Below are 13,414 nucleotides of genomic sequence, written 5' to 3' on the forward strand. Positions count from 1 at the left end.
CACAGTAATTGGATAATCAAAAAATAAGGATAAACTTAATTCAATTAATTATGAAAACGAAACTACTACTATTGAGTCTATTGACTACTGTTTTCGCAACACAAATACAGGCGCAAGATAGAACATCAGTAAATGCAATGAATAATGAAATCAGTGACAATCTTGATTTAAGAGCTGTTGCTTCTATTTTTGGTGACTCCAGAAATCTACAAGATTTTGAACGTCGCCTGAATGACCCCGAACTACAAATATCAAATTTAGATTTGAATAATGATAATGAGGTAGATTATTTAAGAGTTATTGAAACTGTTGAAAATCGGACTCACGTAATTATAATTCAGTCAGTTATAGATAGAGACGTGTATCAAGATGTCGCTACAATTGACGTTGAAAAAGACAGAAACAATCAAATTCACGTTCAAGTAGTAGGAGATGTATACATGTATGGCCAAAATTATATTTATGAGCCTGTATATTATAACACTCCACTAATTTACGCTTCATTCTGGTCTGCTAATTATCGTCCTTATTATTCTACTTGGAATTGGGGTTATTATCCTTCTTATTATTATGCATGGAATCCGTTCCCAATATTCAGATATAGAAATAATATCAACATTAGTTTGAACATTAACAATAATTACAATTATGTTAATTACAGACGAAGTGAACGTGCAATCGTTCTTTACAGTTCTAGACGTTCAAATGGATATGAAAGACAACACCCAAATTATTCCTTTTCCAGAAGAAATTCTAATGTAACAAACCGTTATGAATTAGACCAAAGAAGAGGTTCAAGAAACGAAGTGGCTAACTCAAACAGAAGAACCGGATCTCAAAGAGATTACTCTCAAAATAGGACTAGTTCATCGAGAGAAGTAACACCACAAAGAGGAAATTCTAGCAGAGATTATTCTCAAAACAGAACTAATCCTTCTAGTCAGGCAACGCCACAAAGAGGAAATTCTCAAAGAGATTACTCTCAAAACAGAACTAATCCTTCTAGTCAGGCAACACCACAAAGAGGGAATTCTCAAAGAGATTACTCTCAAAACAGAAATAATTCTTCTAGTGAGTCAACGCCACAAAGAGGAAATTCTCAAAGAGATTACTCTCAAAACAGAACTAATTCTTCTAGTGAGTCAACGCCACAAAGAGGAAATTCTCAAAGAGATTATTCTCAAAACAGAACTAGTCCTTCTACTCAAGCAGCTCCACAGAGAGGAAATTCTCAAAGAGATTATTCTCAAAACAGAACTAACCCTTCTACTCAAGCAGCTCCACAGAGAGGAAATTCTCAAAGAGATTATTCTCAAAACAGAACCACTCCTTCTACTCAAGCAGCTCCACAAAGAGTAGAATCTCAAAGTAGAGGTAATTCTTCAAGAGAATCAGCTCCACAAAGAAATGAATCTCAAAGAGGTAATTCCTCCAGAAATGACAATAGAAGGTCTTAAAAGATTTCAATAAAAAACATAAAAAAACACGGCTCATACAGCCGTGTTTTTTTTATTGTATAAAAAGCGTTAATTTATTTTAAAAGTGTAAATTTGACCAGTTTTTTAAAATTTTTTTATGAGCACTTCACACAAAGACCTCCATAGTAAATGGACATTAGGTGGATTATTAATTTCATTAGGAATAATTTACGGTGATATTGGAACTTCACCATTATACGTAATGAAAGCCATACTTGGGGATCATATCATTAATGCTGATATTGTTTTAGGCGGAATCTCATGTGTTTTTTGGACACTTACTTTACAAACAACTATAAAGTACGTCATCATTACTCTAAGTGCTGACAATCATGGAGAAGGCGGTATTTTTGCATTATATGCTTTAGTCAAAAAAACAAAAATCCAATGGCTAATAGTTCCCGCAATAATTGGAGGAAGTGCATTACTCGCTGATGGAATTATTACCCCTCCTATCTCAGTTTCTTCTGCAGTTGAGGGAATCAGAACGTATTATCCTGAAATAAATACAATCCCAATAGTTATAGGCATTCTATTTATACTTTTTACCATTCAACAATTTGGAACTAAATTAGTTGGTAAATTTTTTGCGCCAATGATGCTGATTTGGTTTGGAATGCTTGCTGTTTTGGGTATCACACAGATTTCTCAAAATACTGAGGTGTTAAAAGCTATTAATCCGTATTATGCTTATCATTTATTAACTATACATCCGGAAGGTTTTTTTGTTTTAGGTTTCGTATTCCTTTGTACAACTGGTGCTGAAGCATTGTATTCGGACATGGGACATTGTGGACGAAAAAATATTAGAATCAGTTGGATTTTTGTAAAAACAGCTTTAGTACTTAATTATTTTGGGCAAGCCGCTTATTTAATTCATCACGAAGGAGAAACATTACAAAGTTTGGGCGGAAAAAATGGAAATCCGTTTTATCTTATAATGCCAGACTGGTTTCAACCTATAGGAATTATTATAGCTACACTCGCAGCTGTAATAGCATCGCAAGCATTAATTAGTGGTTCATTCACATTGATAAATGAAGCAATGCGATTGAATTTTTGGCCAAAAGTAAAAATTAAATATCCTACTGAATTGAAAGGTCAGTTGTATATTCCATCAATAAACTGGTTATTGTTTTTTGGTTGTGTCGGAATCGTATTGCACTTTGAAGAATCGAGTAATATGGAACATGCTTACGGTCTCGCTATCATATTGTGCATGATTATGACAACTATTTTACTTAATTTTTATTTGATAATGAAAAGAGTGAAATTGTATTTTATAGTACCACTGATTACGATATATTTAGTAATTGAATTTAGTTTCTTGGCAGCAAATATCACTAAGTTTGCTGATGGTGGTTATGTTACTCTTTTCATAGCAATAACTTTAATAAGTATAATGACCATTTGGTATTTAGCCAAAAAAATCAACAAAAGCTACACCAAAATTGTCAAAATTGAAGATTATAAAAAAGTACTCGTTGAGCTAAGTGCTGATTTATCAATACCTAAATATGCGACGCATTTAGTTTATATGACCAATGCCGGAAGAATAGATGAAATAGAAGAAAAAGTAATGTATTCTATTTTACAAAAAAGACCTAAAAGAGCTGATATCTATTGGTTTGTCCATGTGAATATATTGACAGAACCTTATAAAACCGAGTATAAAGTAACCGAAATTGTAAAAGATGATTTGTATAGAGTTGACTTTAATTTAGGTTTTAGAGAACCTACAAAAATAAACTTGATGTTTAAAGAAGTAATTAAAGATATGGTACAAAAAGGAGAAGTAGATATTACCAGCAGATACGAATCTCTAAACAAAAACAATATCATAGGAGACTTCAAATTTGTATTATCTGAAAAATTCCTTTCTAACGACAGTGATTTACGTTGGCATGAGAAAATAATTATGAACTCTTATTTCTTTATCAAAAAACTAAGTTTATCCGAAGAAAGAGCATTTGGACTAGACAGCAGCTCTGTAAAAGTGGAGAAATTTCCAATGGTACTTCATGCCCCTGAGAACATAGGCTTGACAAGAGTAAAATAAGCTTCTTTAGTTTAAAATTATAAAAAAACACTGTTTTAAAAACAGTGTTTTTTTATGCTGAAAAATTAAAAAACAACATTCATTATTAAAAATATAACATTCAATCAATTAATAGTACCTTTGCACCTCAATTATTTAAAATGAGATTACACAGAAATTTAGTTTACACAACAATAGATGCATTAAACGCCATTTTTAACGAAGGCGAATATGCTGATAAAGTGGTAGCAAGATCCTTAAAAAAAGACAAACGTTGGGGAAGCTCAGACAGAAAGTTTGTTGCCGAAACCATCTACGAAATTGTACGTTGGAAAAGATTATACGCAGAAATAGCCGAAGTAAAAGAACCATTTGACAGAGACAATCTTTGGAGAATGTTTTCTGTTTGGGCAATATTAAGAGGATATCCTATTCCGGATTGGCGTCAACTGGAAGGAACTCCAGAACGAAAAATAAAAGGACGTTTTGACGAACTTTCAAAAGTGAGAGCTTTAAAAGAATCTATTCCAGACTGGATGGATGAATTAGGCGTGAAAGAATTAGGAGAAAAAGTTTGGGCAACTGAAATAGCAGCTCAAAACCAACCTGCGAAAGTAATTCTAAGAGTAAATACACTTAAGACAACTAGAGAAGCGCTACGTGCTATTTTGATGGATTTAAACATTGAAACGGAAACGCTGAAAAATCAACCGGATGCTTTGGTACTGAAAGAAAGAGCTAATGTTTTCTTAACTGATGCTTTCAAACAAGGTTTCTTCGAAGTCCAAGATGCTAATTCACAATTAGTGGCTGCTTTCCTTGATGTAAAACCAGGAATGCGTGTTGTGGATACATGTGCTGGTGCAGGTGGAAAAACGTTGCACATTGCTTCATTGATGCAAAATAAAGGACAATTAATTGCAATGGATTTGTATGAAAGCAAATTGAAGCAATTAAAAATCAGAGCTAAAAGAGACGGTGCTTTCAATATTGAATATCGCATTATTGACTCGACAAAAATCATCAAAAAACTACACGAAAAAGCAGACCGTGTTTTAATTGATGCACCATGTAGTGGTTTGGGAGTTTTGAAAAGAAACCCAGATGCTAAATGGAAATTGAAACCGCAATTTATTGATAACATTCGTAAAGTACAATCGGAAGTTTTAGAAAGTTATTCTAAAATTGTAAAACCGGGAGGAAAATTAGTGTACGCTACTTGTTCTATATTACCATCTGAAAATCAAGAACAGGTGAAACGCTTTTTGACAACTGACATTGGTAAACAATTCAATTTTATAAAAGACCAAAAAATATTGGCCTCAGAGTCAGGTTTTGACGGATTTTACATGGCTTTGTTAGAACGTAAAGAAAACTCAGAACAGAAAGAAAAAAGAATACAAAAAGAAATAGAATAGGTTTTAGAGTCTAAAATTTACAAAAAAAGTCCTCGAAATTCGAGGACTTTTTTTTATATCATTATTTTTTCAGCTTAATCTTTTTACAACTTTAAAACATAAACTAAAAAACTTCAAATTTTATATTAATCATTCATTGAGATTAAAAACTCCTCATTATTCTTCGTTTTTTTGAAACGGTCATTAATAAAATCCATCGCTTCCACTGGGTTCATATCCGAAAGGTATTTTCGCATAATCCACATTCTTTGCAATGTTTTTTGATCTAAAAGCATATCGTCACGTCTTGTACTTGAAGATGTCAAATCGATAGCCGGGAAAATACGTTTGTTTGCAATTTTTCTATCTAATTGCAATTCCATATTACCGGTACCTTTAAATTCTTCAAAGATAACTTCGTCCATTTTCGATCCGGTTTCAGTCAATGCAGTAGCGATAATACTCAGTGAACCTCCGTTTTCTACGTTACGGGCAGCTCCGAAGAAACGTTTTGGTTTTTGCAAAGCATTCGCATCCACACCTCCACTTAATACTTTACCTGACGCCGGTTGTACTGTATTATACGCTCTTGCTAAACGCGTAATGGAATCCAATAGAATCACTACATCGTGACCACATTCAACCAATCGTTTTGCTTTTTCAAGAACGATATTCGCAATTTTCACATGCTCTTGTGGTTCTCTGTCAAATGTAGAAGCAATTACTTCACCACGCACACTACGCTGCATATCCGTAACCTCTTCCGGACGCTCATCAATCAATAAAACAATCAAATACACTTCAGGATGATTTGCCGCTATTGCATTGGCAATTTCCTTGAGCAACATCGTTTTACCGGTTTTAGGCTGTGCCACAATCATTCCACGCTGTCCTTTTCCTATTGGCGAAAACAAATCGATAATTCTGGTTGAAATAGTGCTTTGCTTTTCTGCCAATTTAAATTTTTCTGATGGGAAAACTGGAGTTAAATGTTCGAAAGAAACTCTGTCACGAACCACTTGAGGATCGTGTCCGTTTATTTTTAAAACTCTAACTAATGGGAAAAATTTCTCTCCTTCTTTTGGTGGACGAACCACTCCTTTTACGGTATCTCCGGTTTTAAGACCGAACAATCTGATTTGTGAAGTCGATAAATAAATATCATCTGGCGAAGCCAAATAGTTGTAATCTGAAGAACGCAAGAAACCATATCCATCAGGCATCATTTCAAGAACGCCTTCACTTTCTATAATTCCGTCAAATTCAAAATCAGAAGCAGCGAAATTACTTTTCTTATTTTTAAAATTTGGATTTTGATTCCCGTTACCATTCCCATTCCCATTTTGATTTGGGTTTTGGTTAGGATTCTGATTTGGATTTTGCTTATGTAATTGATTTGGATTTATCTTTTTTACTGGAGCAACAGGAGCTTGTGTTTTTTCTTCAGTTGCAGTGTCAGCAACAATCACATTATCTGTATTTGCTTCTTTTACCTCTTCTTTATCCTTTTTTAAAGCAATTTTCTTTTCGTAAGCTGATTTATTAAATTTAATAATTTTGCCTACTTTTTTCTCATTCCCTTCAGCTTCTGGCTTTGTAGCCGATTCTTCTTCTTTTGAAACAGCTTCAATAAGAAGTTCATTTTCAACTGGAGCACTTTTTTCAGCAACAACTTCTTCTTTTTCAAAAAGAGAATTTGGTACCGCTTTTTGAATTGCTGCTTTTTTTACAGGAACTATTCTAACTCTTTTAGGTTTATCATCATCAAGGTTATTTTCTTTTTTTGTCTCTGATGCAGAATCAACACTTGCCACTTGATGCTCTAAAATTTGACTGATTAATGTCTCTTTCTTTACACCGTTAACTTTTATGGTTTTAGCTGATTTAGCTATTTCTTGAAGCTCAGAAAGCTTCATTTCTTTTAATGCAGAAATATCAAACATGAATGTTCTATGAGTTTAATTAATTTTTGGAAAATAATGTAAAAGATAGGTAGTGAACTTTATTTTGAATCAACCGCAGTATGAAGTGCTTACGGTATTATGATGCAATAATACGAATAAAATTTAATCAGACAATAGTATTTATTAAAAAGAAAATATATTTTTGTAAAAGATATTTAACAAATGATACAAAGAATTCAAACCATATATTTACTACTTGCTTTTGTAGTTACAGGCATCTTACTATTTTTTATTCCGTTATGGACAATGAAAGATGGAAAAGACTTTTATTTCATGCAAAGCCAAGTGTATACCATAATACTGGGATTGAGTACTACACTGACTTTGTTAAGTATTGTTTCCTATAAAAAAAGACAAAATCAATTTGTTATTGGCAGATTGAATATCATATTAAATTTGATTTTATTAGGATTGTTTGTATATCGTTCACTAAATCTATCTGGAGAAACACCTGCTGTTTCAGAGAAAGGTATTGGGATGTTTCTACCTGTAGTTGCTATCGTGTTATTAGTCTTGGCTAATAAAGCTATCAAAAAGGATGAAGATCTTGTAAAATCTGTGGACAGATTGAGGTAAACCTATAAACTTTAGTTTATTAGTGCGAAGGAAACCCGAATGTAACAATTCGGGTTTTTTTGTGTCTAATCTTTTTATTTTAGTTAAAAAAACGAATAAAAATCTTATAAAATGATATTCTCCTATTTTTTTTATAAATTTGAAAATAGTAAATCCAATATGCTACAAAAAATTAGAATCCACCTTGCTGATGACCATCAAATACTTATTGATGGTATTCGCACCTTGCTCCATACCCTTCCTGATGTTGAAGTAGTTGGATTCTCTCTCAACGGAGACACAATTTTCTATGAAGTCTCCGAAAATAAAGCCGACATTCTTATTTTAGATATTAACATGCCTAAAAAAGATGGAATCGAAGTCATTAAGGAATTTGCCGAGAAAGGATTTCCTTGTAAAATTATTGTTTTATCCAGTTACGATGATTTAAGAATAATAAAGGAAGTAATGAAATTAGGCAGTAGTGGTTATTTGACAAAAAAATGTGCCGGTGAAAATATCGTTGAAGCGATTCAGGCAGTATCCAGAGGTGAAGAATATTTTTGCAAATCAGTGCGAGAAAAAATATTTAATACTGTCACAAAAGACAATGTGAAATTAATCAAAAATGAGTCTACCTTAAATTCTATTTTAACTGATCGTGAATTAGAAATCATAACATTAATATCACTTGAATACAGTGGTAAAGAAATTAGTGATCAACTGTTTATCAGTATGAATACCGTTGAAACCCATCGAAAAAACATAATGAAAAAGCTAGGCGCCAAAAACTCAATAAGTCTGGTTAAATATGCTATAAAAAACAAATTAATCAAATCTTGAGTTGTCAATCTTTAATACAATTTACTTTTAACAAAAAACAGAATAATTAAAGTATCTATGCCGTACAAACAAATTGCTATAGTATTGATTTTACTATTTAATTTCTCTGGAATTACTGTTTTTGCATATAAAAAATCACCCAATAAGAAAGAAGTTACACAACTTGCAAAAGAAGCTAGTGAGCTTATGAGAGCAGGTAATTTTGAAAAGTCATTAATAAAATCAAGACTTGCATTAGCAGACGCTATTGCCTTGAAAGATGACAATCTAATTGCCACAACTTACAACACAATTGCTGCAAATTTTGATCAATTATCTGAATACGACAAGGCCTTTTTTTATTACAATAAAGGATTAACCTATGCCAATAAAACTAATAATGATGTTTTAAAAAATTGGATTAATAATAATTTGGGAAACATTTATTGCTTTGACAAAAAACAATATGAAAAAGGAATTTACTACTACAAAAAATCACTGCAATACAGCACAAAAATTCATGATTCAGCTCAAATAGTTTTCACTAAACTCAATATTACTTGGGCCTATTTTGACATTGGCCGTTATGAAGAGGGTTTTCCCCATTTAAAATACATCAACAAACACCATAAAAAACATGGTGATGAATCGACCATTGTTGCCCTGAATATGCTAAATGGGATGTATCATAGCTATAAAAATGACCCCAAAAAGGCATCGTTTTTTTTTCAAAATGCCATTAAATTAGGAACTGAAGGAAATGAAAAATCAGATTTATCGTATTCGCATCATGAGTTTTCTAAATTTTTATTAAAAAATGGAGATTATGAAAATGCGTATAAAAATCTGGCAATTTACAATGACCTAACGATTCAATTAAACAATGAAGAAAAGCTTAACAAAGCAAATGTTGCCGGAATAAATCTTGAAATTGACGAGTATAAAAGAGAAATCGATAAAATAGGAAACGAGTACAAAACCAAAGAATATTTACTAATACAAGAGCAATCCAGAAACAAAAAAATTGTGATTGTAATAATTATTATTTTATTATTTTTCTTTTTCCTTTTTTACATTTTCTCAGAAAACTCTAAGCTTAAACAAAAAAATAAAATCAAAGACATACAAAGTCAACTACAGCAAAACACAATCAACGCCTCCATCAACGGGCAAGAATTAGAACGAAAAAAAATCGCTTCATTTTTACATGATAACATCAGTGCTTTACTATCCTCAGCAGGTTTACACCTGAATGCGTTTACCTCTCAGAACCCCATTATTACAGAAGAAATTATAAAAACTAAAGCCATATTAGAGGAAGCGCATGATCAAATAAGAGATTTATCCCATGAATTGATGCCAACTCTTTTAGCTCGTTTTGGTTTATTTTACGCATTAGAAGATTTATGCGAAAAAAATTCAAACTCAGTAATTCATTTTAACTACTCCATTGTTGTACCTACAAAAACACGTTACAATGAAGATTTTGAAATGAAAATGTATTTTATCACAATGGAATTACTAAACAATATTATAAAACACAGTCGCGCCACTCAGGCTAATCTAACTATTCAAGAAAACAATAAATCACTCCAAATCAAAATCGAGGATAACGGTAAAGGATTTGACACCAATAAATTTTACATACTGGAAGGTTTTGGAATCAACCAAATCAAAGCCCGAATAAATAACCTAAAAGGAACTATCTCAATAAATTCAAAGCTTAATTCAGGAACAACTGTGGCTATTGAAGTTCCTATTACCTATCAGAAAAAAACAACTACATCCGTTTTTCCATCTCAATAATTTCCATATCCTTAATTTTATCTCCTTCAATCACAAATCTCAACATGGTGCGTACTTGATGAAAACCACTTTTTCCAGCAGCTCCAGGATTCATGTGCAATAAATTATGTTTTTTATCAAAAATGACTTTCAGGATGTGAGAATGTCCGCAAATAAATAATTTTGGAGGATTTGATTCCATTTCCGCTTTAATATTCGGATTGTATTTTCCTGGATAACCGCCAATATGCGTAATCCAAACATCCACTCCTTCACACATAAAACGGTTGTGCAACGGAAATTCTAGTCTGGCTGTAGCATCGTCAATATTTCCATACACGCAACGCAACGGTTTTAGCTTTTTTATCGCATCCGTAACAGCCAAATCACCTATATCGCCCGCATGCCAAACCTCGTCAGCCTGATCCACGTATTTCAAAATCGTGTCATCAATATGACTGTGTGTATCAGAAAGCAAGAGTATTTTTTTCAAAGTATTTTTTTTAGGAGCAATTTGCTTCGCCAGTTCGCTTCGCTCGTGTCCTGCTATCCGTTACAATCTTTATTATTTTAAAGAAAAACAATAAAGGATTTTCACTTTTATCAGGGCTAGGATTTTGCGGTAAAAATAAACATTCGAATTCCAAATAAAAAATGAAATCGAAACTTAACAAAGTTTGCACCAATGCGACTTCGTGGCAAAAAAATTAATAAGTATCTTTGTGGCTTCAAAAAAATTCACTTGAGATATTTCATCAAATTAGCATACAACGGAACCCATTATCACGGCTGGCAATACCAACCCAATGCTGCTTCTGTCCAGGAAACAATGAACAAAGCGTTTTCGGTGCTATTGAATACAACCATCAATCTTATGGGAGCCGGAAGAACAGACACTGGAGTTCATGCCAAAGAGATGTATGCTCATTTTGATTTTGAAAACTCGTTTGACATACCAAGTTTAGTACACAAACTCAACTCTTACTTGCCCAAAGACATTGTTGTTTATGACATTATACCGGTTCACGATGAAGCACATACTCGTTTTGATGCTACAAAAAGAACCTACGAATACCACATCAATACGTTCAAAGATGTTTTTTTGCAAGAGCAAAGTTGGTATTTTCATCAAAAATTAGATATTGATATGATGAATGAAGCAGCTCGAATACTATTCAATCACACTGATTTTCAGTGTTTTTCAAAAGTTAACACTGATGTAAATACTTTTGACTGTACCATTTTTGAAGCCTATTGGAAGCAAGAAAACGGCAATCTAATTTTTACCATTTCGGCCAATCGTTTTTTACGAAATATGGTGCGTGCCATTGTGGGAACATTAGTAAACATAGGATTACACAAAATTACACTGGCAGATTTTACCGCCATCATAGAAAGTAAAAACCGAGATAAAGCTGGTTTTTCGGTTCCGGCGCATGGTTTGTATTTAACCAAAATAGAATACGATTATTTATAGCTTCAGGCTGTAAGCTTTACGCATTATGCCTAAAGCCTAAAGCATAAGGCTTAAAGAAAAATTATGAAAGCAAAAGCATTTGATACCCGATTATTCAAACGAATATTAAAATTCACCAAACCCTATCAATGGCGGTTTAATGGTGTAATTATTTTCGCCATTTCACTATCGATTTTTGCGGCATTGCGTCCGTATTTATTGAAACAAACTGTTGATGGTTACATTGCAACCCAGGATCAACAAGGATTATTGATGTATGTAATCTTGATGGGAATCGTACTTTTACTGGAGGTATTCTCTCAGTTTTACTTTGTCTATTGGGCAAACTGGCTCGGTCAAGACATTGTAAAAGACATTCGGACAAAACTGTTTCAACATATTCTAAGTTTCCGAATGAAATATTTTGATCACGTTCCTGTGGGCCAACTCGTGACACGTTCGGTTTCGGATATTGAATCCATTGCCCGAATTTTCAGTCAGGGATTATTCATGATTATTAGTGACTTAATGAAAATGGTTGTCGTATTGGCTTTTATGTTTTACATGAACTGGACCTTGACTTGGATTGTGATTGTGGCGATGCCAATTCTGGTTTTCTTCACCCGAATTTTCCAAAAGAAAATGCAAGTCGCTTTCGAAGAAGTACGTACACAAATTGCAAATATGAACTCCTTTGTGCAGGAACGCGTAACAGGAATGAAGATTGTCCAACTTTTTAATCGTGAAAAAATTGAGTACGAAAAATTCAAAAGTATCAACGACAAGCACAAAAAAGCGTGGATAAAAACCATTCTTTACAACTCCATCTTCTTCCCTATTGCGGATATAATTTCGTCTTTAACGCTTGGTTTTATTGTGTTATATGGAGGAATCAAGATATTAAACGGCGATAATTTTACCACTTTTGGAGATTTATTTTCATACACCATGTTCATTGGAATGTTATTCAATCCGCTGCGTCAAATTGCGGATAAATTCAACGAGATGCAACTGGGAATGATTGCGGCGAACCGTGTTTTTGACATTTTGGATACCGAAGATCAAATTCAGGATACCGGAACTATCGAAGCTCCGATTTTTAAAGGAGATATCAAGTTCAAAAAAGTTCGTTTTGGATATATTCCGGATGAAGAAGTGATAAAAGGAATCGATTTAGAGGTGAGTGCGGGTCAAACCATTGCTATTGTAGGCTCTACAGGTGCCGGAAAATCTACGATTATCAATTTGCTGAATCGTTTTTACGAAATCAACAGCGGTTCTATTTATATTGACAATCACAATATTGAGAACTATACTTTGGATTCTTTACGCAAACAAATTGCGGTTGTTTTACAGGATGTTTTCCTTTTTGCAGATACTATTTTCAACAACATCACCTTGAATAATTCTGAGATTAGTCGTGAACAGGTTTTGGCTGCAGCCAAAAAAATTGGCGTACACGAATTCATCATGAGTTTACCTGATAATTATGATTTTGATGTGAAGGAACGCGGCGTTATGCTTTCTTCCGGTCAGCGCCAGTTGATTGCTTTCTTGAGAGCGTATGTGAGCAATCCAAGTATTTTGATTCTGGACGAAGCCACTTCATCGATTGATACATATTCTGAAGAATTGATCCAGCGCGCTACGGAAACAATTACCAAAGGTAGAACATCAATTGTTATTGCGCACCGCTTAGCAACGATTGTCAATGCTGATAAAATTGTAGTAATGGACAAAGGACTGATTGTAGAACAAGGAACACACCAAGAATTAATCAACCGCGAAAGTGGGTATTACAAGAATTTGTATGATTCCCAGTTTTCGGTAGCAAATTAATTTTTTAAACCGCAAAGAGCGCTAAGTTTTCGCAAAGGACGCAAATATTTAATTAAAGAGTTTGAGGAGCGGGAATTTCT

General features: G+C 33.4%; 10 protein-coding genes. 8 read left to right on the forward strand and 2 right to left on the reverse strand.

Annotated elements, in window-relative coordinates; genetic code table 11:
- Nucleotides 1-50: 50 nt before the first annotated feature.
- The 3 genes from ACNQF8_RS10635 to ACNQF8_RS10645 all read left to right on the forward strand — a co-directional run bounded on the left by ACNQF8_RS10635 (nucleotide 51) and on the right by ACNQF8_RS10645 (nucleotide 4,934).
- Nucleotides 51-1,457, forward strand: a complete 1,407-nt coding sequence (locus tag ACNQF8_RS10635; protein WP_417949988.1) for a hypothetical protein — start codon at nucleotides 51-53, stop codon at nucleotides 1,455-1,457.
- 118 nt (nucleotides 1,458-1,575) lie between these two features.
- Nucleotides 1,576-3,537, forward strand: coding sequence for a KUP/HAK/KT family potassium transporter (locus ACNQF8_RS10640; RefSeq protein ID WP_315207998.1), 1,962 nt, complete (start codon nucleotides 1,576-1,578; stop codon nucleotides 3,535-3,537).
- A 140-nt stretch (nucleotides 3,538-3,677) separates the two neighbouring features.
- Entirely contained in the window at nucleotides 3,678-4,934 is a 1,257-nt protein-coding gene (locus ACNQF8_RS10645) for an RsmB/NOP family class I SAM-dependent RNA methyltransferase (RefSeq protein ID WP_417953550.1), read from the forward strand.
- Nucleotides 4,935-5,059: 125 nt separating this feature from the next.
- Here the strand turns inward: ACNQF8_RS10645 and rho are convergent, their stop codons facing one another.
- Complete coding sequence (rho, locus tag ACNQF8_RS10650; RefSeq protein WP_417949992.1) at nucleotides 5,060-6,856, reverse strand: transcription termination factor Rho; 1,797 nt, start codon at nucleotides 6,854-6,856, stop codon at nucleotides 5,060-5,062.
- Nucleotides 6,857-7,039: 183 nt separating this feature from the next.
- Between rho and ACNQF8_RS10655 the strand changes: the two genes are divergently transcribed.
- From ACNQF8_RS10655 to ACNQF8_RS10665, 3 genes are all read left to right on the forward strand, one after another.
- Complete coding sequence (locus ACNQF8_RS10655; RefSeq protein WP_099714847.1) at nucleotides 7,040-7,453, forward strand: DUF4293 domain-containing protein; 414 nt, start codon at nucleotides 7,040-7,042, stop codon at nucleotides 7,451-7,453.
- Nucleotides 7,454-7,612: 159 nt separating this feature from the next.
- Nucleotides 7,613-8,275: a response regulator gene (locus tag ACNQF8_RS10660; RefSeq protein WP_417951273.1), complete on the forward strand. Its 663-nt coding sequence runs from the start codon at nucleotides 7,613-7,615 to the stop codon at nucleotides 8,273-8,275.
- A 57-nt stretch (nucleotides 8,276-8,332) separates the two neighbouring features.
- Nucleotides 8,333-10,060 carry a tetratricopeptide repeat-containing sensor histidine kinase gene (locus tag ACNQF8_RS10665; RefSeq protein ID WP_417949995.1) on the forward strand — a complete coding sequence of 576 codons (1,728 nt, stop codon included), beginning with the start codon at nucleotides 8,333-8,335 and terminating at the stop codon, nucleotides 10,058-10,060.
- Here ACNQF8_RS10665 and ACNQF8_RS10670 read toward each other — a convergent pair.
- Entirely contained in the window at nucleotides 10,035-10,532 is a 498-nt protein-coding gene (locus ACNQF8_RS10670; RefSeq protein WP_417949997.1) for a metallophosphoesterase family protein, read from the reverse strand. The two genes, ACNQF8_RS10665 and ACNQF8_RS10670, sit on opposite strands and share 26 nt — an antisense overlap.
- A gap of 249 nt (nucleotides 10,533-10,781) precedes the next feature.
- On the opposite strand from ACNQF8_RS10670, the gene truA reads away from it, so the two are divergent.
- Nucleotides 10,782-11,516 (forward strand): tRNA pseudouridine(38-40) synthase TruA, encoded by a 735-nt coding sequence (gene truA / locus ACNQF8_RS10675; protein WP_417949999.1) that lies wholly within the window; start codon nucleotides 10,782-10,784, stop codon nucleotides 11,514-11,516.
- 63 nt (nucleotides 11,517-11,579) lie between these two features.
- Nucleotides 11,580-13,334, forward strand: coding sequence for an ABC transporter ATP-binding protein (locus tag ACNQF8_RS10680; protein ID WP_113633287.1), 1,755 nt, complete (start codon nucleotides 11,580-11,582; stop codon nucleotides 13,332-13,334).
- The last annotated feature ends 80 nt before the right edge of the window (nucleotides 13,335-13,414 follow it).

Source organism: Flavobacterium labens (assembly GCF_048286755.1).
Taxonomy (GTDB): Bacteria; Bacteroidota; Bacteroidia; order Flavobacteriales; family Flavobacteriaceae; genus Flavobacterium.

What these genes read in the sequence shown, in the direction of transcription:
- ACNQF8_RS10660 (WP_417951273.1), top strand. Translation starts at nt 7,613, where the DNA reads ATGCTACAAAAAATTAGAATCCACCTTGCTGATGACCATCAAATACTT.
- ACNQF8_RS10680 (WP_113633287.1), top strand. Translation starts at nt 11,580, where the DNA reads ATGAAAGCAAAAGCATTTGATACCCGATTATTCAAACGAATATTAAAA.
- ACNQF8_RS10635 (WP_417949988.1), top strand. Translation starts at nt 51, where the DNA reads ATGAAAACGAAACTACTACTATTGAGTCTATTGACTACTGTTTTCGCA.
- ACNQF8_RS10665 (WP_417949995.1), top strand. Translation starts at nt 8,333, where the DNA reads ATGCCGTACAAACAAATTGCTATAGTATTGATTTTACTATTTAATTTC.
- rho (WP_417949992.1), bottom strand. Translation starts at nt 6,856, where the DNA reads ATGTTTGATATTTCTGCATTAAAAGAAATGAAGCTTTCTGAGCTTCAA.
- ACNQF8_RS10645 (WP_417953550.1), top strand. Translation starts at nt 3,678, where the DNA reads ATGAGATTACACAGAAATTTAGTTTACACAACAATAGATGCATTAAAC.
- ACNQF8_RS10640 (WP_315207998.1), top strand. Translation starts at nt 1,576, where the DNA reads ATGAGCACTTCACACAAAGACCTCCATAGTAAATGGACATTAGGTGGA.
- ACNQF8_RS10655 (WP_099714847.1), top strand. Translation starts at nt 7,040, where the DNA reads ATGATACAAAGAATTCAAACCATATATTTACTACTTGCTTTTGTAGTT.